The sequence below is a fragment of the Natronotalea proteinilytica genome (genome assembly GCF_055379935.1).
On record NZ_AP043947.1, the window covers coordinates 3,131,870 to 3,153,263 of the forward strand.

Consider the following 21,394-nt stretch of genomic DNA (forward strand, 5'->3'; position numbering starts at 1 on the left):
TGCGCTTTCCCGCCATCCATCTCGTTTGCGAGTTGACATCAGTTGGTGTCGTTTAGTGTCCAGTTGTAGGGCTGATCGTCAAGGGTAAAGGCACCGGTACGAAGACGCTCGGCGACGGAGGAGTTCTGCACCCAGTCGGCCAGCGTCTGCTGCACCTCCGCATCCGTCGCTCCAAAGTCGTCTGGATACCAGCGCACGATCTGTGAGACGGGCAGGGGGACGCCGGATTCAGCCGCCTCGATCAGCGGAGCCAAGAACTCTGACGCCTGCTCGGCCAGCTGTTCATCAAGGCGCGCCCCTCGGTAGGCCTCCTGCCGCAGAGGCGGACAGCTTACGGCAGCGCAGACCAATGCAAAGTGATATCCGGGCCCTTCAAAGAGAGGGGCGACTTTGGTGTACTGAATCTCGTCGAGCGAGCGCTCGCGACCGGCTACCAAGCCCACGGGCTCCTCAAACGGATTGACTTCTGACGTTTCGGCGGTGCTCCCTGGCGTGGTTTCCCAGATGGTCTGAATCGGGTAGTGGTCGAGCACAAACGCAATGGCCAATGCATTGTAGGCGTTGATCCAGAACGCCCGCTGCTCCGATTCGGAAAGCGCATCGGGGGTGGCTGTTGCCAGCGCCTCCAGATATGGATCGAGCGCTTCGGCTCGGTTGGCGTTGAGCGCCTTGTAATCGACATGGCCGTGGTCATCTACGTAGGTGGCAAGCAGATCGTCGAACACCGAGGCGTGTGCAGGCTCGTGGTCGGACTGCGCATAGGCCGGCCCTCCCGCCAAAAGCAGGGCCGCGATCAGCAGCAAAAGGCGCATGGGGTATCGGTACTGTTGATAGGGCACAAACGAAGGGGCAATGGACCGCGGGCGCCATTCGCCCCCAACCGCAGAAAGGACGCACTCATGGAATGCAGTCACATGGAATGCAGTCACATGGAATGCAGTCACATGGAATGCGATCGCATAGATACGTGGGGTTGCGCCCGTTCAGCGTTACTGCTCCGCGGCATCGGGAGAGGAGGGTGAGGTGACGGAGGGGGCATCGGACGGGTCGGCGGACTCGGGATCAGGCGCTGGGGCCGACGATGCGTCAGGATCGAAGCAGTTACGGCAGCGGGGCTCGTAGGCTTCGGTGGCGCCCAGGAGAACACGATCTTCGTGGTGTACAATACGCTGGGAATGATTCGCCGGGGCTCCGCACTGTACGCAGATGGCGTGCAGTTTGGTGACGTGTTCAGCAATGGCCATGAGCTGTGGGATGGGCTCAAAGGGCTGTCCGCGGTAATCCTGGTCGAGGCCGGCAACGATAACGCGGGTGCCATCGGCGGCCAGGGTTTGGCATACCTTAAGCAGTTCATCGCCAAAAAACTGGGCTTCGTCGATGCCTACCACGTCAGCACTGCGCGCCAAGAGCACAATCTGCTCAGCACTTCCCACTGCAGTGGTGGGCAGAGCCGTTTCATCGTGCGACACCACCTCATCTTCGCTGTAGCGCGTATCCAGTGCCGGCTTAAAGGCCAGCGTTTCTTGCTGCGCGATGCGCGCACGGCGCAACCGGCGAATCAGTTCTTCGGTTTTCCCACTAAACATGGATCCGCACACGACCTCAACCCAACCGGCTGAGCGTGTGCGATCAACTATATGCGGTTCCATTTGATGCAGAGAAGGCTATCCAGAACGAGTACAGCACACAGGGTAGGCGGTAGCGCGGGCAGATGCCACCGCCAAACGTCACATTCCCACGAATTGATAGCGGCTTTTCAGCCGGATGGTGCAGAGGCCTGCGAGGAAGCAACCGAGGAGGCGGCAGGAAGCGTGGCATCCAGGTGGATAAGAAGTGTGTGCGCGGCATCGAGGGCAGCCAGCATAGAGTCGTGCGAGGGGTGCGACGGACTGTATTGGGCTTGGTCGCAGGCATGGAGCAGCTCTTGGGCGGTTTCGCACACGTCCACTTCTACGTCATATGCCTGCAGGAGATGGTCTATTTCAGCGTGGGTAAGTCCGTTAGGCGACCGGTTAAGGCGCTGTCCCACAAACCCTACAACGGCTTGCTCAAGCGCCGCATAGAAATCGGCAGGCGGACCGGTGCGCAGGTGGTGCTGCGCCGTATCGAGATGGCGCTGTGCCTGCTTCATGGCCGTGAGCGCGGCCTGGTCAGCATGGTCGGTTGCCTCATGCTCGGCTGGCTCAGCATCGGGGGCGGTGGCTGCAGACAGGGAGCGGTCTGTATCAGATCGTGTCGAAGCAGCGCCCACAAGGAGTCCGCCCCAGACCCAGTACGCCCACCCGCTCGCAGCTACGAGGCCCAGCAGGCCCAGCCCGACAAGCAGCGACGGCCATGGGCGCTCTGCGGAGGCAGATTCGCGGGCTTCGCTGGTGCGTTCACTGGGCGCGTTGGCCTGCTTGTTGGCGAGGGTTGATTCAGCAGCGGTAACGTCAACCTCGACTGCGTCTTCGGTGTGCGTATAGTAAGCGCCCTCTTCTGGATCGAAGTAGCTCCATGTCATCCCTTCAATCGTAAAGGGGGCTTCAGCGCGGGGCACAAGGGTGTACGTAAACGTGCGGGTGCCCGCCAGGCGATCGCCATCGCGGTTGAGGTTGGTTTCGGTGTCGGGTGTGTAGACCTCGACATGGTCAGATACCGCAAGCTCGGGCGGGTCGATGGCGTACAGATTGCCGGTGCCTTCAATGGTTACGGAAAACGTGAGCGCATCGCCTACCGCAACGCGTTCAGGAATCGTTGAGCGTTCCCAGTTGAATGTGCCCACCGCATCATCGAAACGGTCGGGGGCGTGGTCTGGGAGCGGGTTGGCCGTAACGGTGACCTCTTGTGAGGCCAGGTGCACCTCTTCGAACGTACGGCGCCCGGTGGCAAGACGGTCTGACGGAGTAAGCCGCACACCTGGATTGGCCTCGGTATCCACCTGTAGCGGCGCCACCGTTAGCGTGCCTGTGCGTGTGGGAAACGCGGCCACCCGTTTAATAACAATGTACCGATACGCCGCATGCGGGTCATCGGGATGCGGGCCGCCTTCTACATTCAAGTCTTCGCGCCAAAAGCCGGGTGCATCCCAGGCGCGGGCCAGGCGGCTCTGACGAAGCCGGATGCCGGGCCGATAGTAGAGCCGATACTCCAGGCTCACCTGCTCATGCACGAACGTCTCGGCCTCGGTAGGTACCACCTCAATGAACAGATCATCGCTGCTGATGAGCGAGCCATCGTCGGGCTGGGGCGCCTCGTCGATATCGTAGGGGGCACCCGAGGGAGGAACCGTGCGTTCGGACTGCGGCACGGCTTCGATGGCGATAGCGCCGGTGGTTAGCGGCCGTCCCCCCACCTCCAACGTAACGGGATGAAGCTGGGCATCGCCCTGACGCAAGGGCCGGAACTGCCACGAAAAGAGCACGACCCGCTGAAGCTCGCCCTCAACCTCGGTGGTATACTGGCGCGTGGAGGGGGTTGCACTGGCGAGCACCAAATTGGTGGTGGCAGGCGGCTCGGGGGTGCTAATGGATTCGAGATCGGCTCCTTGAATGCGAATGGCATACGTCACCTCGTCTTGCATGCCAATGGTATGCGCATCCACGCTGGCCTCTACCTGCACCGACTGGGCCACGCTCACCGGCGCGTAGCCCATAAGCACAATCAGCAGACCGGCAAGAACAGATAGACGAGAACGCATCATGGGGGGCCATCAGCAGAAATAGGGGGATTTACCATTCGGGGGCATCCGAAGGCGGCGGGGTGCCAAACTGGTCAAAGGCGTGCATCAGGGGCCGGTCGTAGGCCTGGGTGATGCGTAGCAGCCGATTGACCTGTTCGGGCGTCAGGGTTGGCATGTCAAGCAGCTCAGAGTCGGACGGTCCATCGGAGCGTGGGCCGTGCTCGGTATGCAGGTCGCCGGGTTCGACCGTGCTGTCGGAATTGTCATCGACCTCGGGGGGCTCTGCATCGGGCTGAGCGTCATCGGGCTGGGTGTCATCCGGATGCTCGGTTTCGGGAGCTGCTTCTTCGGGCGCCCCCTCGGCCTCTCCGTTTGCGTCGTCGGGGGTCCCATTGTCGGTTTCAGACGCATCGGGCGCCCCCTCCTCGTCGGCCTGCGGATCCGCATCGGCGTCATCGTCTGGAGGGGCCTCAGGCGCAGCCTCTGACTCTGTGTCTGCCTCGTCGCCGTTTTCTGCATCACCCTCGGGCGGCAAGTCGTCGAGCCGCTCGCGCAGGGCGTTGAGTTTGGGATGATTGGGGTCTGCCTCCAGCCCCTCGCGCACTACCTCGCGGGCGGCGTCGATCTCTTCGGCCAGGTAATGTTGGGCCGCCCGGTGGAAGTACGCTTCGCCCGGATCATCGTCGGTGGCACTGCTCGGCAGGGCAAACGACGCGTCTCCAAATCCGCCTAGCCCAACGGCAAGGAGCACGACTGCACTCCATACGATACTGGAATATACGTACCGAGACATAGCAGTAGACGGGAGCAGTAAACGAGTTAGGGTCCGGTGAGCGTGCTCCATTCGGGCCATGTGTACGCGGCCCAGGCCAACAAGCCCCATCCAAGGATGAACGCCGTTCCGCCGATTGGGGCGACGGCGCCAAGCACTGGGGTATCGGTGAGCACGAGTACGTACAGACTGCCCGAGAAGAAGACCATGCCCACCAAGAAGCTGATGCCAGCCCATTGCGCAATGGATGGCGCCCCGGCGGCCATAAACCCTGCCACCGCAATCAGCGCCAGTGCATGGTACATTTGATACTGCACGCCTGTGTTGAACGTGGCCACACGGTCGGCAGAAACGCGGGCTTCGAGTCCATGGGCGCCATAGGCTCCTAAGGCCACGGCAAGCCCGGCCAGTACCGTTCCGATCACAAGAAAGAACCGAATCATAAGCAGTCGATCAACGAAGGGTGCAGGCGGGTGTAATCGATCTTGAAAGCGTTCCTAAGTAGCTCAATAAAACTATGTTTACACCTTGTCATCGCGAGGAAGGAGCCCTGCAACTGACGCGGCGCTGTGAGCGGCAGCGAACGAGTACTCCTGGGGTGCGATCTCATGCCCCCGACCTGGGCGGTGCCGCCTGGTTCGATAGCACAAGATTGCGTCGCTACGCTCGCAATGACATAATTAAAGATACTTTTGCGGGTCTACTTAGGTAGACGAGGAGTCCTTCGACGCCTCGGTCGGAAGCAGGTCTTGTAGAAGAGAGACATCCGAGGCGTCGCCATCGGCGGGCACCTCGGCGCGGTCGGCATCGCCCCAAAGGCGCTCGATGTCGTAGTGGGCACGCTTGTCGGCGCTAAACACGTGCACTACAACATCCACGTAGTCCAGCACGACCCACTCCAGCGCATCGGTGCCTTCGCGTTGCCAGGGACGTTCATTGCACTGCTCTTCGACATGATCTTCGACACCGTTCGCAATGGCTCGAATTTGCACATCCGAGCCTCCGGTGCCAAGTACGAAGAAGTCGGCCATCGCAGAAATGGGCCGCAGGTCGAGCACGACAATATCTTCGGCCTTTTTATCGGCCATGGCGTCAACGGCGTGAGCGGCAAGCACGTACGCCGGGTTACGGGGTGGGCGCCGCGAAGGGGGCCCAGAAGGAGGAGAAGAAGCAGTCGGATCCGAATTGGCCATATAGAGGCAGGGTTAGTCAGCAAAAGCAAGCGCCCCATCAGCCGCATCTGTGGCGGCGTTAGGGGATCTCATCATCAAAGGGGGCGAGTGCATCGTAGTCGTGTCCCACAATGATAGAGGCATCAAGGTAGAGGTCCTTACGGATTTCCTGGTGCACATGCTCCGCTGATACGCCGATGGCTTCAGCCACACGCCGCGCCGACTCCATATCGCCGATGCGGTCAATGACCATGGTATACTCTACCCCGAACCCCGTATGGTTGCCCACCTCGACAACATCGAAGCCTTCGCTGCGCAGGTAGTGCATGGTTTGGGCTGCTATTCCGGCCTCGCCCACACCGTTACGCACCTCCACCTGAATGGTGGTCCCCACCAGTTCAGACTGGCTATCGGCTCGGTCGGGGTTGTTGGGGGGATTGGTGGGTTGCGTCTGCTGGCTGTAGAGAAGCACAGCCACGCCCAGCCCTGTTAACAGCAGCGCCGCGTTAAGTGCGATATTCTGAAGACGCGAAGCAGTCCACATGAGCGGTACGTACCAACACGAAAACAACAGCAAGCCCACTCGCATGCGTGCAAAGCGTCTCGGGCTCTACGCTGCGGTATTTGAACAAGAGAATGTGGCCCGCATGGCCTACGCATGGCCTACGCATGGCCTAGCTAGTTACGCCAGAACAACTCGTTCTGATGGGTCGAGGCGCCAAAGGCAGCGTGGTTCATGCCCCGTCCGTACGGGTTCATGCCGTATGGGCTCATGTACGAACCGTGGGGACTTTGGCGCATCTGGAAGCGGAACTCCATGTTTTCAGATGGGCGATAGGCCACCTCGGCATTGCGCAAGAAAAGCTGTGGGTCTTGGTCGTTAAACGCAGATCCACTGCCAAAGGGCGAGTGGGCCAGACTCACATCCACGCGTGCGGCCCACTGTTCGTTAAATTGCCACATGAGGCTGTTGGTGTACATGCCCATCGAATGTGCGTTGCCGCCAAAGCTCGACATTGACATTTCGTAGCTGTGGCCCATGCGAAAGTGGTCATCGCTGAAAAGGGTGCTCAGCAGATCGCTTGTGGCTGCGTTGCTATCGTACAACTCGGTTGCAGCAGGAGCGGTGTCGGTGTTGCGCATCTGCGCTTCGGCAGGCTGCACCACGCTAAGCATAAAGACTAAGCAGAGCAAAGAAAGGAAAGCACGCATAGTAAAGTCACCTCATAAAACCGACTCGAAAGGGGGCGGGGTTGCACACAAGGTACAAGATAATACACTCGTTTTCCAGTACCTGTCTGGTTTGCCTTTGTTCGCTCATTCGGTGCTTTTGTTACACGAATCAACAGCCTGCAGGCACGCAGTGCTCGCAGTCCCAAAGATACGCTGCGGTCCGGGCACGATATGCTGCTAAGCCCGTTGCCTCGTTGAGTTCGATGTATTGTATGACTTTCGGAATGTCTCTCCCATGACCGACGCGTCCAATCGTATCCAAACGGCCTACGATGAGTGGGCGGCTTTTTACAACGACGATAGCAATCCAACTCGCGACCTTAGTGCCCGTGCGCTACGCAATGCCTCGCTCCCTTGGGACGACGCACGTGTGCTCGATGTGGGCTGCGGTACCGGATACAATACAGCGCACATAGCGGCCCACGCCGACGAGGTGGTGGGCGTTGACTTCTCCAAAAACATGCTTCGCCACGCCCGCAAGCAAGTGGGCGATGACCATGTGCAGTTTATGCACGGCGACATCACTGGCACGTGGCCACTGGCCGATGCCTCGTTCGACATTGTAGTAGCCACGCTGGTGCTTGAACATCTCGAATCGGTTGGCCACGTGCTCGATGAAGCATATCGCGTGTTGGCGCACGGCGGCCTGTTTTATCTAGCCGAGCTGCACCCGTACAAGCAACTGCTGGGCAGCCAAGCCAAGTACACCCACCCCGATACCGGAGAAGATGTATTGATCGACGCGTATCCGCATGCCACCTCCGACTACCTCAACGAAGCGCTGGCCAGTGGATTTTCGCTCTGCCACATGGGCGAATGGCAAAACGACGGCGAAGCCCTGCCTCGCTTGCTCACCCTGCTGTTTGAAAAAGACGATTGAAGCAGGGGCCTGCTGGCTGACCAACTCAGCTACGGGTGCGAGACGGCCCCGAGCGCGCAGATCCCGAGGAGCGCTCCGCATCGGAGACATCGCTATCGAGATCTGCATCTATCGATGACAGGTCAGACGAGCTGCCGAAATCATCCTCAGCAGCAATGGCCTCCAGATGCTGAATGCGCCGTTTCAAGGCCTCGCGCTCTTCAGCCGCCTCCTCCAGCGCCTCCTGCATCACAGCAATATCCCCCGCTTCGCGGGTCCCTGACCTATGCGTAAGCCATTGCTTAAACCCAGCATAGACCATGCTCACCGTAAACACAACGATAATGGCCGCAAATAACAACTCATACGGTTCAGGTCCCATAGGTACGCTAGGTGGTTTTGAATAGAGGAACGCACCGTTCAACATAGAGGTTGGCTTCTCCACACACAACCCAAACGCGCTGCTGCTTATGGCTGGTATCGACTCCATTGCTGCGCTGGCCGACCTGATGCGCACTCGCCGTACGGTGGTGCTAAGCGGGGCCGGCGTCAGCACCGAATCGGGCATCCCCGACTATCGCGGCTCCGACTCCCCCCGGCGCGCCCGCGCTCCCATTTCGTATCAGGAATTTGTACGCGATGCCAACGCCCGCCGCCGCTACTGGGCGCGCAGCACCGTCGGATGGCCGCGCTTCACTGAAGCCACGCCCAACCCAGGTCATCAGGCGCTGGCCGCCCTCGAAACGAGCGATTACGTCAGCGGCATCATTACACAAAACGTCGACCGGTTGCACCAACAAGCCGGCAGCACCACCGTCGTAGAACTGCACGGCGCCCTGGCCGATGTGCGCTGCTTACGCTGCAACCGACGCGTAGACCGTAGTGCTCACCAGCGGCGTTTATTACAGGAGAACCCGACGTGGCCTCCTTCGTCTGCCACCCTTGCCCCCGATGGCGACGCTGTGCTGCCCGATGCGGAGACTCGGTCATTTCGCGTGCCGGGTTGTCTACGTTGCGGCGGCACACTCAAACCCGATGTTGTGTTCTTCGGGGAATCGGTGCCCCGTGCTCGCGTCGAGGCCGCCTGGCGCCTTTTCGAGACGGCAGAGATGCTATTGGTGGTGGGCTCCTCGCTGGCCGTCTACTCGGGCTTTCGCTTTGTACGCCGCGCTGCCGATCAGGCGCGTCCGGTCGGCATCGTCAACCTGGGCCCCACCCGAGGCGATCCACTCGCCCACCTGCGCATTGAAGAACGAACCGGCACGTTGCTGCCTCGCCTTGCCGAAACGCTACAGGCCGAATAGAGACCGTTATACTTTTTCGCATCCACTGCTCATCTGCCTCTATACTGCTTCATGATTGATCGCATCCACCTCATCGATACGCACTTTCAGGGCGTGCCCGAAGCCATTGCAGTCTTTTGCATTCCGCATGACAACGGCGTCCTGCTCATCGAAACCGGCCCGCAGACGGTCGTAAACACGGTGACCGCACGCCTCGACGCAATGGACCGATCGCCGGCCGATGTGACCGATGTTCTCGTTACGCACATCCATCTCGACCATGCCGGGGCCGCAGGCTGGTGGGCCGAGCAAGGCGCTACGGTGCACGTACACGAGGTGGGCGCCCGCCACCTGGCCGACCCGAGCGGACTCTGGAGCAGCGCCTCGCGCATTTACGGCGATGACATGGAGACGCTCTGGGGGGAGATGCGTCCGGTACCCGAATCGCAACTCAACACCCTCAGCGATGGGGACATCGTATCGGTGGGGGGCTGCACAATCGAAGCACTCGACACACCGGGTCATGCATACCACCACCACACCTATCTGCTTGACGGCATTGCCTTTACCGGCGATGTAGCTGGAGTCCGTCTACCGGGAGCCCGGCATATTGCGCCGCCGCTTGCCCCGCCTGAGATCGACCTGGATGCATGGCGCACCAGCATAGACCGCCTTCGCGCACGCGACCTGACGCACATCGCCCCCACCCATTTCGGACTGTTCACCGATCCGACCGATCACCTGGACCAGCTTGCCCAGCGGCTGGATGCGGTAGAGGCGTTCACTGAAGAGCTCATGGCGACCGATCCTAGCGACAACGCCCTGCACGACGCCGTCACCGACTGGCTGCGCACAGAAGCTGAGGCCGATGGTGTAACGGGTCCGCTGTGGACGCGCTACGAAACAGCCAACCCGAGTTGGATGGCGGTGACCGGCCTAAAGCGCTTCTGGAACAAGCACCGGGCGGCGTCAGGATGACCTGCAGCGCGATATGATCTCGTCTCTCGTGGCGATTGCGCCAGGGGGATGACCTCCGGCTCCTCTGTGTCGCGACCGTACTGAACCAGGTGGCGGCGGGTTGGGAGCAGGCGTGGCGACGCGGAGCATCGCCACGAGCGTTCGGCTTGCTTGTCTGTTCTGAACTTGATTCAGGATCCATTCCCCCGAGAAGACGCCCAGATGGGTTCTTTTTGTGGGATCCAACAGTCTCTCATTGAACAGGCGGTGGAGGAAACCACTTTAAATAAACAACATAGCAAAGAAAAAGTTATGTGTAAGGACTAGCCTCCCCGGAGAGGAAGGCTAGAATGGAGGGGAAACCACCCGGCAATCCCCAAAACCATTGTTGAGGTCACTTACGCCATTACCTCGCGGCTCCATAGGCGATGCATGGTACCGGCGAACTGCTTATCGAGCAACGATTCGAGGTGGCATGACACCTCGGCCACGGCGCGCGCATCCACCCCGGTGTCAATGTCCAACTGATCGAGCAGATACACTGTGTCCTCTGTCGCAATGTTGCCGGTGGCGCCCGGGATAAACGGGCATCCTCCCATACCGGCGCATGAGGTGTCGAACCAATGAACACCGCATGAAAGCGCTTCCATCACGTTCGCTAAGCCAAGCCCCCGAGTGTCATGCAAATGCAACACGAGCGGTGTATCGTCTATGACCTCTTGAACCGCCGTAACGCGCTCCTGAATCATGCGTGGATTGGCCATGCCCGTCGAATCGGCCAGCGAGAGAGAGTCGAGCCCGCGCGCTGCAAAGTGACGCGCCATGTCAACGACCTGTTGTAGCGGGGTGTCGCCCGGCTCCTCGTAGCCAAACACGGTTTGAAAGTTAAGCTGCACCTCTGTACCTGCATGCTTGGCCACCCCAATCATTTGCTCGGCCTGCTCGATCGCCTCATTCACCGTCATGTTCGCATTGTCGCGGCTGTGGCGATCATGCGTGGCAATAGATAAGTCGATATGCTGCAGATCTGTGTCCAGCGCACGCTCTAAGCCTGCCATATTCAGCACGAGCCCGCTGTAGACCACATCGTCGCGTGGCGGAAGTGCAGCGCATACGTCTTCGGCGTCACGCATTTGCGGTACCCAATCGGGATGCACAAACGACGTAACCTGAATCCGTGGCACCCCCGCATCGGCAAGCGCCTCTATGCACGCTACTTTTTCATCGGTTGGGATGAAAGTGTCCTCAAACTGAAACCCATCACGCGGCCCAACATCGCAAATGGTGACGTGCGAGGGAAGCGCAGAAGGCGAGAGGTCGTGAGAGGCCATGGCACATCAAGTGTAGATGTAACGGACAAACAACGGAGGGATAGTATACACGGATGACCCTTGCCCAGAGATCCACTGTTGGTTACACGCCTCCACCACCGATGGATTAAAACGACGCCCTTACGAGTCTGGCGCCGGGTCGCGAATGATTGGACCGCGTTGGGGCCGCATTTGGTCGCGCTTCCACTCGCGATACGCGTCGGCCTGCTCATCGGTAAGCTCAGCTTCAATAGCCGACTCGGCCTGCTGCAGCGCCTGCTGGGCTTCACGCAGATCGTGGCGGCGCTCTGGGGTACGCTCGCGGACATTCCACACTGCGCGCAGATTACTCCATGCCCGGGCCCGCTCTACAAGCAGCGGCAGTAGCGTGCGCTGCTGCTGTTCCGTCAGGTCGAGCTGCGGCGTGAGCACCGCACGCCATTGGTGGGCACGCAGACGGTGTTCTTGCTCGGCAGAGGGGGCATGCTCAGTGTCGTGAAGTAGTCGCGCCAAGAAGGCTCCGTCGTGCCAGGGACGACCCATACGGCCAAAGCGCACCACCACGGCTTCATGACTCGGCACTACATACAGGCGCTGATGGCCAAGCCCAGCTGCCATGTACAGGTCTCTCGGCCCATCGTTGTAGATCAATCCGTCTGCACCATCGGGCACAGCCACGGCAGGCGGCAGGTGCATGAGCAGCGGCGACTCCATATCAACGGCTGCATTCATCCACACGCCAAGGCCGTATGCTGGATTGGTTTCGGTGGACTCAGTCAGGGCGCGCATCACGTCACCATCAATGACTTGGGTATCGTTATGCGTGCCGTTGTGCAAGAGCAGCTGTCCCACCCGAAGCAGGTCGGGGGCAGTCATAGAGGCGCCGCCCCCGAGATGCGCATCGTTGGTATCAGAGACGCGCTCCCACGTAACGGTCGAAATGCCTATTGGCTTTAGCACGCGGCGGTGCAAGTAATCTTCGGGGGATTCGCTGCTAAGCACGCGTTGTAGCACCGCTCCAGCCACCTGAAACGGCGTACTGCTGTATCGCACCGAGGCGCCCGGCTCATGAACCAGCTCCACCTCCATCGCCTCTTCGAACGAGAGGGCGTCTGCTCCCCAACGCGGCGTAAACCCAGCAGTCAGGTTCAGCACTTGTCGCATGGTGATGCGGGCCCGGTCGGTACCGTCGTTCCATTCAGGCACGACCGACTCGGCCAGCGGCGTATCCAGCTCGATCAGGCCGTCATCTACAGCGGCAAGCACGGCGAGGGTCGTCAGGGTTTTGCTGATGCTCGCCAGCGCGTGGGGCGTATTGGCCTGGGCATCACCTGGATAGGCTTCATGGATCCGTTCACCCTGTTGCCAAATCAAAAGCGCCTCGCCCTGATGCTCGGTGGAGTATGCATCGGCACGTTCTGGATACAGCCCATTTGGGGTTTGTGCAGCCACAGCGCCTATGCTCATGAGCAGCATGAGTCCTATTCCTGTTAGCGTACGCATTAGCATGTGCAACCGAATAAATGCATTTGCTGAACAAACATGCTCATAACCGCTCGCATCCAAAGTCAACAACCAACACACCAGGCTTTGTAGAACGGGTTCATACAACGCACCCCACCCGCTCATTTGTATAGAGCAGGCGGGGTGTAGTTGTTAGCGTTTGCACCGATCAGCGTGCTATTCGTCGGCATCCACCGAGAAGAGGTCCTCATCAATGTCAGGATTGATTTCGGCCTCGTTCACGGTCGTCCGTTGGGTTTCTTCACCATCGGTGAGGGTGACGGTCGTAAACGCCATCGTAATGCCCTCGACGTCCTGGTAATCCTCGTACAGATCCGTGCGGCTCTCGGGGCCTTCCTGCGTCATGGCCGTGTAGTCCATGCGCTGGGGCAGCCCAGATTCGGGATCGATGTACAGGGTGTAGGCTTGGCCATTGGGGGGCGTGATGCGCACCGTGTTCAGTTCGACGCCATCTACCATTTCTGTGCCTGTAGCCTGCATCTCCAGATCGTCATGATCGAGGCGAGCAAGCACGTAGGTAAGTTCACGCCAGCGCTCTCCATTGAACTGCTCACGGAGTTGGGACGGTGCCTCTTGCGTACCTTGCATCGGCACATCCAGCCACATGGTTTCGCCATCATCCACGATGGTGAGCATCATACCGTTAGGCAGCTCTTGCTCCATGTGCATACGGCCATCGGCAGCAAGCGTAATCTGATTTTCAGACGTTACCTCTTGCCCTTGCATTTCGCCGTCGATGGTGCTGGTTACTTGCAAGATCTGCATGGTTTCCAGCCGTTCCCCGCCCAGTGCTGCTTGCACATCAGCCAACAGCGTCCGTGCTTCGGCGCGCTCTTCGTCGGTGACCGCTACCTCATCGGCTAGTGGGCTCGTGGGGATGCTGATGTCAATTTCGTTGACCGTGCCGTCGGCGGCAAGCGTGGCCACATCGCGATCAAAGTCAGACTGCCGTCCGAGCACGAGGATGTGTGCTTCGTCTGGACGCAGGTACTCTTGAGCGACACGATGGATATCCTCGGGCGTCACATCGGCCATGGCGTCTACAAGCCCTTGCAGGTAGTCGGCCTCGTAACCGTAGTGCTCATAGGTCATCAGCCGCGACAGGATTTGGGCTTGCGAGTCGAAGTTGAACACGAACGAGTTGAGGTAGCCATCACGCGCTTGGTCAAGCTCTTCTTGGGCGGGGGGCTCCTCGCGCATCCGTTCAATTTCGTGAAGCACGGCCTTGGCCCCGTCTACGGTGCGTTCACTGCGAGTAAAGACGCCAGCGTAGAACCGCCCTGGACGATCGTAGTCGGCTCCGTACGACCCAAACACCGAGTATGCCAATCCTTGATCGCGTCGCACGTTCTGGAAAAGGCGCCCAGAGAAGCCGCCGCTAAGCACCTCGTTCATGGCCAGCACCGCCGGATAGTCGGGGTGGTCGCGTGCAATGTCGCCGCCATGCCCAATGAAGATAGTGCTCTGGTTCACATCGTTTTTCGGAACGAAGTTGACGCTGGGGCCGGCATCAACGGTACGCTCGGGCGACTCGGGCACGGTGGCAGTTTCCGAGGGGCTCCAGTCGGCAAACACAGCTTCCAGCTTGGTGCGCATGTCATCGGCATCGAAGTCTCCCCACACGCTCAGCATCACGGTTTCGGGGTGCACATACTGTTCGTGGAACGCCACCAGATCATTGCGCTCAATGGCATCGACAGTATAGTATTCCGTGGTGCGTGCATACGGGCTGTCGGATCCGTAGAGCACCTTATCAAACTCGCGCTGCGCAACCTGCTGGGGGTTGTCGTTGCGTCGTGAGATGGCCGAGCGCTGTTGGGTTTTGGCCAGATCCACTTGTTCCTGGTCGAAAGCAGGCTGCTGAAGCACCTCGGCAAACACCGGCAGCACTTCGGCAACATTGTCGGTGAGCGTTGTCATCGAAGCAGTGCCTGTGGTGGAGCCGATGTTGGTTTCCACGGTTGCCCCAATGCTTTCCAGCAAGTCGTTCAGTTCATCGGTAGGATACGAAGCGGTTCCCCCCGAACGCATGACCTGCCCGGTGATGGAGGCCAGTCCTACTTTGTCGGCGGGATCATGCACGCTTCCCGCGTTGATGCGAGCACGAGCACGCACAAGCGGAAGGCCTGGATCTTCGAGCAGAAAGATCGTCATGCCGTTATCGAGCGTAATACGCTCGGGGTTGGGCACCTCAATCTCATCCAGCTCCGGATAAGTAATTTCGGTTACATCGTATTCGGACACCGGCACTTCGCCCGGTGTGTATTGAGCAGTGGCCGAATGGGTTAGCCCCCCTGCCCATACGAGCAGCAGGGTGAGCAATCCAAAGGCAGAGCGTCGTAAAGTCATGGTAGATACGCAGTCGAATCTAAAAGTATAGAGGAGGCAGGTAGGTTACTCGGTGCCATTGGGGCTGGCATAGTCGGAGTCAGTAACGTCGGCCTCGACATCATCGGCCTCAACCTCTTCCGCGTCCTCATCGTCAGACGGAGACACAATGGTAGCCACGGTGCGGTTGCTCTTCACGAAGGTCTCGGCGGCAACGCGTTGCACGTCGTCGGCTGTGACGGCTTCGATGGCTTCGATGTCGCGGAAGACCGAGCGCCAGTCGCCCGTCAGCGCTTGCATTTGAGCAAATTGCTGCGCCAGCCCCATGTTGGAGTCAAGCTGTTGCACCAGGTCGGCGCGAGCGCGCGTCTTGGCACGTTCCAGTTCCTTTTCGGTGATGCCGTCGTCGATAAGCCGATTGATCTCGTCATAGATGGCCTGCTCCAGATCGTCCGGGTCGGTGTCTTGACTCGGCACCCCTAACAGAGCAAACAAGCTCGGATATTTGCTGCCGGGATAGCTGGGAATGGCTTGCACCTGTAATGCATCGCCGGTATCAACCAGGGATTGGTATAGGCGGCTGGTGCGCCCACGAGTCAGCACGTCTTGCAGGACGCGGTATACAGCGTGATCGTCATCGAACATGCTGCCGCGATGGTAGCCCACGATCATGATGGGCTGCGACTGGTCTTCAATCGTCACGCGCCGCTCGCCCTGCTGCTCGGGTTCGGTGGTGTGCACCGGCATCGGCGGATCGCCCCCCGGAAGGCGTTCGAAGTACTTCTCGGCCAGTGCGCGGGCCTCGTCGGGGTCCACGTCGCCAGCCATACCAATGGTCAGGTTGCTGGCTGGATAGAACCGCTCAAAAAACTCGTGCGATTCGGTCGCGGTGTACGCCTCGATATCAGCCCGATGGCCAATAACAGGGTTGCTGTACGGGTGTGCTTTGTACGCGGTGGTCACGAACTCCTCCAGAAGGCGCCCCACAGGATTCGACTCGGTGCGCTGCAGGCGCTCTTCGAGCACCACATCACGCTCGGTGTAAAACTCGCGCATCACTGGATACAGAAAACGCTCGGACTCAGTCGCAAAGAAGAGCTCCAGTCGATTTGCAGGCAAGCTATACAGATAGCCCGTCGCGTCAGCGCTGGTGTAGGCATTGAGCCCCGACACGCCCTCACGTTCAAGCAGGCCATCGTAGGCGCCCGGATCCATGAAGGAGTCGGCCCGCTCTTCTACCTCGTCAAACGACGCCCGTAACTCAGACAGGCGTTCCTCGTTGGGGGTGTGGCGTGCTTCTTCCCGCTGAATCTGGGCGTAGATGTCTTCAAGCTCGTTGAGAACAGCTACCTCCTGATCGATATCGGTGGTGCCAATGCGGGTGGTGCCTTTGAACAGCATGTGTTCAAGCATGTGGGCCATCCCTGTTTGTCCGGCGGGTTCATCCACCGATCCCACATCGGCATACGTGTGAAAGGACACAACCGGTGCCTCGGGGCGCTCAACGACGACGAAAGTCAACCCGTTATCGAGCGTGAAGGTCGTGACGCGGTCTTCAAACTCAGAAAGTAGATCCTGGGCATGTGTGGCAGGCACCGCGCAGACCGCCCAAGCCAGGACGAGCCCTAGCGCCGCCATGCCAACCACACGCGACCAAGAGGGTGAACAAGATGTAGGCATGAGAATCGAATAGTCGGTATCGATGAACAAGAATAGGTTTTTCAAACAACTGTGCCGAGCCGTCTTAATAGCGACGACAATGCATGAAGACGACATTAGACCATCTCGGCCAATGCCGGAACAGTTAAAGAGCATATTGTGGGGGTCAAAAAAGCAAATGCTCTCAATCTGCAAGACGAATGCGTATAGAACTTTGTTACAGCCGGGCATGCTTTTTTATGAGGCCGCACTCTAGCCGATGTAGAAACAGAAGATCTACCACCCGCGGAGCGAGCAGACGACTACACCATCGTCTATTGACCGGAAACTGATTCCGTTTGGTTTGGTGTTTGTATACCTGCTACGTGTGCTGTTTGCGTAGTCGCAATGTTATCATACGCTGGAATATCATTTTTGCAGTCCCGATATGGCTTCTCAACCGAACAACGACTTGTCGTTTAACAACTTGGATTCGAACCAGGATGCGGAGTCTTGGGATCGGTTTCGTGAGCTGCTGGATGACCAAAACGACTGGCCCACGCGATACACGTTCAAGTTTATCGTACCCGCTTCCAACGTAGATGCCGTCAAAGACGTTTTTGGAGGGCATCCTGTACGTATTCGCTCGTCGAGTAAAGGAACGTATAAAAGTGTAACGGCCCACATGAAAGTTGCCTCCAGTCAGGCTGTTATTGAGACCTATAAAGAGGCATCATCTATTGAAGGGGTTATTGCGTTATAGCATCTGTCTCCGTTTTTAATCTTGCAGTGCCGTTCAGCGAGTTTGGCCGCATAAACAGGGAGACCTGCTCCAGCATTCTGTTTCCTGGTTCGTTTTTTGCAAGTAATTGCACCAAGAGTTTTTACACGGTCTCTGTGCCGCCTCATACTGTTTGTTGAGGCGGTTTTCACTCTAATGTGCGCGCCCATCCCGTACATGAAGGGCTCACCTACAGGCCTTTCGTATGCAGAGGTCTACCCTAAGCTCATATACTCAACACCGCAATGCGGCATTCATCCTCTTACATTGCCGGGTGCCTTGTGGCTTACGTGGGGCTGTCGGTGGGCGCCGAGTTGTCGGGAGGCCTCTTTGGACTCGACGCGCGCCCTCCGGTCTGGTCTGCAGCTGCAGGGCTCCACCTAGCCCTTGCGCTTCTGTTGCCGGTTCGCTACGCCGCACCAGCCATTGCAAGCATGATTAGCATTCATCTGCTCTGGGCTGGGCCCGATCTGGCTCCTCTAGTTGCCCTTCTGTGGGTTGGCATGCAAACTGCGCTCTATATTGCAGGAGCTCAGCTCATACGACGTGCCCTGGTTCCCCCACTAGCTTCGCTGCACACGGCCCACATTTTTATATTGGCGGCGGTACTGCTTCCTGTGGCCTCCAGTGCAGTAAGCGTAGGCCTCTTCACGGCAACCGACCACCTGCTCATGCCGGCCCGCACCTGGGCGCTTGACTGGTTTTTGGGGGATGCTACCAATGTGATCATCCTTACCCCCATCGCCGCCCTCGTCGGCTGGTCGCGTCAATCTACATACACCCGCTACGATGCGCCCTGGATTCAGTGGGTGCCCACTTCTACAACTGATCGCCTGCTGTATATTGTCGAGTGGGGAGCCGTCGCTGTGGTTACATACCTCGCATTCTTCACCGCCGAATGGGTGCTAACCCAGTATTACCTCTGCTTTCTCCCCGTCGTGTGGATTGCACTGCGCCATGGGCTACCCGTTACATCGCTTGTGCTCTGGGTTATTGCCGGAAGCGCCAGCGCCTCTGTGCACCTGAACGGGCCCCCCGGAAGTTTTAACGCATTGCATCTATTCATACTCGCCCTGGGAGGCACCGGATTGCTCGTAGGGATGCTCATTTCTGAACGCAACCGCGCACTCACTGTGCTCGCCGATGCAGCCACTAAACTGCAAACGCACCTGGCCGCTCATTCTCCTTCAGATGCATCGCTTCATTCAGACCTAAAGCGTCCCTCTGCATCCTCAGCACATCTCTTGGAAAAAAGTACAGATCTGCTTGCCACCACGGCCTCACAGATTGGGCTGCTTAATAATGAGTTGCAAGAATCTGAGCAACAGCTTCGAGAGGCCCTTTCGGCCTCGAACCGCATGATGGCTGTTCTGTCGCACGATCTTAAGAACCCGCTTGTAGGGATTCGAGGACTCACCGAAGTGCTGCTCTCCCGAGGCGAACGCCCCGACCGCGAATCACGCATGCTGCGCCTCATGAACCAATCGTCCCAGCAAGCACTCGACATGGTCGACAACTTGCTGATGTGGCGCCACCTTGATGCAAACGACCTTTCCGACCCACTGGATCGGTCGTGGGTCTCACTTGATGGACTCGTTACCGAGTGTTTTGCACTGCACGGTGGAAGTGCTCAGCACAAGGAGATTGAACTCATCAACCGGGTTCCGCCAACGCTGCACATGTACGTGAACGGACGCATGCTAACCATCATTCTACGCAACCTGATTTCTAACGCAATCAAGTTCACGCGCAAAGATGGCACAATCACGATCGATGCACACCATGTGAACGACGATTGGGCCCTCGTTGCGGTACGAGACACGGGCGTCGGGCTTTCCCCCGAGGCCCAAACCTCGCTCTTCGCTTCGTCTGCCTCGGCAGAAGGCACCGACGGCGAGTGGGGAACGGGGCTCGGTCTGCAGTTATGCCAGGAAATGGTAACGCGCCATGGCGGCTCCATCTGGGTTGATGGCGCAGAAAACGAAGGCGCCTCGTTCTACTTTACGGTTCCGATTACTAAACAAGCGGCTCCCCCTCCTTCGCGCGATGCATTGATGGTTTCTTATACCTCTCAACCGTAGCAACACATATGCCGCCTGAAGCCTCCTCAGCTTAGATGTCCAAAAGAGGCTTTTGAATAAACAACCCCTCTGACGATGCGTAGTGCTTAACACCAACTGCTTTTGGAGAAGTCCACCTGGTTGCTAAATACATTACGGTCGGTGCAGAACACGAACGGGCCCCGCAATAGTACTGTGTCACACGTGATTGTTAGGGTCCAAACTTGTCATCGCGAGGAGGGAGCGCAGCGACTGACGCGGCGCTGTGAGCGGCAGCGAACGAGTACTTCCTTCCTGCAGTCGGGGCGCTTCGCTCTGCTCGCAATCACAAGGTGTGAGTTGTTCTCGACACGTTAGGGTGCACATACGTTGCCCGAAGATTGACCTGTGACATGGCAACAAGACCAGCCAACCTGACCCGTTCAAGCCCCGTGTTCACATTTCTTGTTGTACAAACAGTTACTTGGTTCTGTGGAACTACTTTTGATTGGAGGGGGCCATGCCAGTATTGCCTTGCTTGAACGCGTTGAATCCTGGCGCGAACGCGGCGTATCCGTCACGCTTCTGTCAGATCATCCGTACTTGTATTACTCGGGCATGGTGCCAGAGTATCTCGGCGGCGTGTACGACCGCAACGAGGTGCGCATCGATCTAAAGCAGTGGTGTCACCACATGGGCATCACGTGGCATCAAGGACGTGCTGTACGGCTTGATCCGCTGGCACGTACTGTTACCACCGCCTACGGCACCACCCTTTCGTACGACCTGGCAGCGATCGATATTGGTGCCCAGAACCCGGGCCACCCTCTGGGAGAGGCACAGCACACGCTACGCACGAAGCCAATGCACCAAATAGAGCGGCTTGGAGAGTGGCTTGGTAATCTCCCCGATCAGCCAAGTAAAACTTCGCTGGTCATTGCAGGAGGCGGAGCTGCTGGGACGGAACTGGCGCTCAATATTCAGTCTCGCATCAATCAGGTAGCGCCCAGGCGCTGCCGCGTTGCAATGGTTGAGCAGGCTTCCCGAGTTATGCCCTCATTTCCCGAAGGACTTAGCCAGTATGCAACCAATGCACTGCTGCAGGCGGGCGTTACGCTCTACACTGGACGCCGTGTAGCGCACCGCACGCCCACACACGTGCTTCTCAACGATAATACGCGCTTGCCTTGCACCCATCTCGTGTGGGCAACAGGATCGGTGGGCCCCTCTCTTTTCGAAACCACCGACCTCCCATGCACCGAAGCCGGATTTCTCCGCGTGAACCGTTCGCTGCAAGTGCCCAATGCGCCTCGTCTCTTTGCGGCAGGCGATTGTGCTGCGGTAGAGGGCTACGAAGACCTGCGACGTGTGGGCGTACACGCCGTCAAACAAGGTCCGTTGCTGGCCGAAAACATCGACCGTATGATTACACACCTGCAGTCCGGGCGTCCTGCAGCACAGGCCGTGGACGAAGCGCGGCTCAAGTCATTTCGGCCATATCCCATAACGCCACTTATCCTCTCAACGGGTCGCCCCGAAGGCATTTGGGTTGCTGGATCCGTATGGATGGCCAACGCAGCAGCACTCCGACTAAAGCACTACATTGACTTGACCTGGATGAACCAGTACCGCTTGCCCAGTGAATCAACATGGCCGATGTGGGAGGCGGCACATGCCCGAGCAGCTGATACACTGGAGCCGTAACAAAGGAGCTCTACTCGTTTAGAATATTTCTTCCTTTTGTCGCTGTATCAATAGTTTACTGGCTTTCCTGATAACGACATATTTACAAAAAGAGAACCGCTGGGATTGTATGCTCTACTGTATTGCCTTTACC

At 58.6% G+C, this 21,394-nt stretch carries 19 protein-coding genes; 6 read left to right on the forward strand and 13 right to left on the reverse strand.

Annotated features, from left to right (window positions below; genetic code table 11):
• Nucleotides 1-38: 38 nt before the first annotated feature.
• The 8 genes from ACZ5AL_RS12495 to ACZ5AL_RS12530 all read right to left on the reverse strand — a co-directional run bounded on the left by ACZ5AL_RS12495 (nt 39) and on the right by ACZ5AL_RS12530 (nt 6,817).
• Complete coding sequence (locus ACZ5AL_RS12495; protein ID WP_464510778.1) at nt 39-812, reverse strand: DUF547 domain-containing protein; 774 nt, start codon at nt 810-812, stop codon at nt 39-41.
• A gap of 177 nt (nt 813-989) precedes the next feature.
• Entirely contained in the window at nt 990-1,649 is a 660-nt protein-coding gene (locus tag ACZ5AL_RS12500) for a thymidine kinase (RefSeq protein WP_464510780.1), read from the reverse strand.
• A 107-nt stretch (nt 1,650-1,756) separates the two neighbouring features.
• Nucleotides 1,757-3,682 (reverse strand): BatD family protein, encoded by a 1,926-nt coding sequence (locus ACZ5AL_RS12505; RefSeq protein ID WP_464510781.1) that lies wholly within the window; start codon nt 3,680-3,682, stop codon nt 1,757-1,759.
• Nucleotides 3,683-3,710: 28 nt separating this feature from the next.
• Nucleotides 3,711-4,454 carry a hypothetical protein gene (locus ACZ5AL_RS12510; RefSeq protein WP_464510783.1) on the reverse strand — a complete coding sequence of 248 codons (744 nt, stop codon included), beginning with the start codon at nt 4,452-4,454 and terminating at the stop codon, nt 3,711-3,713.
• Nucleotides 4,455-4,480: 26 nt separating this feature from the next.
• Complete coding sequence (locus tag ACZ5AL_RS12515) at nt 4,481-4,876, reverse strand: DUF423 domain-containing protein (protein ID WP_464510784.1); 396 nt, start codon at nt 4,874-4,876, stop codon at nt 4,481-4,483.
• Between the two features lie 261 nt (nt 4,877-5,137).
• Nucleotides 5,138-5,626: a ribosome silencing factor gene (gene rsfS, locus ACZ5AL_RS12520; protein WP_464510785.1), complete on the reverse strand. Its 489-nt coding sequence runs from the start codon at nt 5,624-5,626 to the stop codon at nt 5,138-5,140.
• A 58-nt stretch (nt 5,627-5,684) separates the two neighbouring features.
• Complete coding sequence (locus ACZ5AL_RS12525) at nt 5,685-6,149, reverse strand: LytR C-terminal domain-containing protein (protein ID WP_464510787.1); 465 nt, start codon at nt 6,147-6,149, stop codon at nt 5,685-5,687.
• A gap of 134 nt (nt 6,150-6,283) precedes the next feature.
• A complete protein-coding gene (locus ACZ5AL_RS12530; RefSeq protein ID WP_464510788.1) occupies nt 6,284-6,817 on the reverse strand; it encodes a hypothetical protein in 534 nt (177 codons plus the stop codon).
• A gap of 256 nt (nt 6,818-7,073) precedes the next feature.
• On the opposite strand from ACZ5AL_RS12530, the gene ACZ5AL_RS12535 reads away from it, so the two are divergent.
• Nucleotides 7,074-7,718 (forward strand): class I SAM-dependent methyltransferase, encoded by a 645-nt coding sequence (locus ACZ5AL_RS12535; RefSeq protein WP_464510790.1) that lies wholly within the window; start codon nt 7,074-7,076, stop codon nt 7,716-7,718.
• Nucleotides 7,719-7,743: 25 nt separating this feature from the next.
• Here the strand turns inward: ACZ5AL_RS12535 and ACZ5AL_RS12540 are convergent, their stop codons facing one another.
• Nucleotides 7,744-8,079, reverse strand: coding sequence for a hypothetical protein (locus ACZ5AL_RS12540; RefSeq protein ID WP_464510791.1), 336 nt, complete (start codon nt 8,077-8,079; stop codon nt 7,744-7,746).
• An 88-nt stretch (nt 8,080-8,167) separates the two neighbouring features.
• Here ACZ5AL_RS12540 and ACZ5AL_RS12545 point away from each other — a divergent pair, with 88 nt between their 5' ends.
• Nucleotides 8,168-9,001, forward strand: coding sequence for an NAD-dependent protein deacetylase (locus ACZ5AL_RS12545; RefSeq protein ID WP_464510793.1), 834 nt, complete (start codon nt 8,168-8,170; stop codon nt 8,999-9,001).
• A 51-nt stretch (nt 9,002-9,052) separates the two neighbouring features.
• On the forward strand, nt 9,053-9,958 hold the full coding sequence (locus ACZ5AL_RS12550) for an MBL fold metallo-hydrolase (RefSeq protein ID WP_464510794.1): 906 nt from the start codon (nt 9,053-9,055) through the stop codon (nt 9,956-9,958).
• Between the two features lie 377 nt (nt 9,959-10,335).
• On the opposite strand, the gene ACZ5AL_RS12555 is transcribed toward ACZ5AL_RS12550, so the two are convergent.
• The 4 genes from ACZ5AL_RS12555 to ACZ5AL_RS12570 all read right to left on the reverse strand — a co-directional run bounded on the left by ACZ5AL_RS12555 (nt 10,336) and on the right by ACZ5AL_RS12570 (nt 16,779).
• Entirely contained in the window at nt 10,336-11,268 is a 933-nt protein-coding gene (locus ACZ5AL_RS12555; protein WP_464510796.1) for a hydroxymethylglutaryl-CoA lyase, read from the reverse strand.
• A gap of 120 nt (nt 11,269-11,388) precedes the next feature.
• Nucleotides 11,389-12,750 carry a serine hydrolase domain-containing protein gene (locus ACZ5AL_RS12560; RefSeq protein WP_464510797.1) on the reverse strand — a complete coding sequence of 454 codons (1,362 nt, stop codon included), beginning with the start codon at nt 12,748-12,750 and terminating at the stop codon, nt 11,389-11,391.
• A gap of 177 nt (nt 12,751-12,927) precedes the next feature.
• Nucleotides 12,928-15,120, reverse strand: a complete 2,193-nt coding sequence (locus ACZ5AL_RS12565) for an insulinase family protein (RefSeq protein ID WP_464510799.1) — start codon at nt 15,118-15,120, stop codon at nt 12,928-12,930.
• Nucleotides 15,121-15,165: 45 nt separating this feature from the next.
• Entirely contained in the window at nt 15,166-16,779 is a 1,614-nt protein-coding gene (locus ACZ5AL_RS12570; protein WP_464510800.1) for a M16 family metallopeptidase, read from the reverse strand.
• 406 nt (nt 16,780-17,185) lie between these two features.
• On the opposite strand from ACZ5AL_RS12570, the gene ACZ5AL_RS12575 reads away from it, so the two are divergent.
• The 3 genes from ACZ5AL_RS12575 (at nt 17,186) to ACZ5AL_RS12585 (ending at nt 21,261) form a co-directional block, all read left to right on the forward strand.
• Entirely contained in the window at nt 17,186-17,500 is a 315-nt protein-coding gene (locus ACZ5AL_RS12575; protein WP_464510802.1) for a DUF493 domain-containing protein, read from the forward strand.
• A 263-nt stretch (nt 17,501-17,763) separates the two neighbouring features.
• On the forward strand, nt 17,764-19,599 hold the full coding sequence (locus ACZ5AL_RS12580) for a sensor histidine kinase (protein WP_464510803.1): 1,836 nt from the start codon (nt 17,764-17,766) through the stop codon (nt 19,597-19,599).
• Between the two features lie 450 nt (nt 19,600-20,049).
• On the forward strand, nt 20,050-21,261 hold the full coding sequence (locus tag ACZ5AL_RS12585; protein WP_464510805.1) for an NAD(P)/FAD-dependent oxidoreductase: 1,212 nt from the start codon (nt 20,050-20,052) through the stop codon (nt 21,259-21,261).
• Nucleotides 21,262-21,394 lie beyond the last annotated feature (133 nt).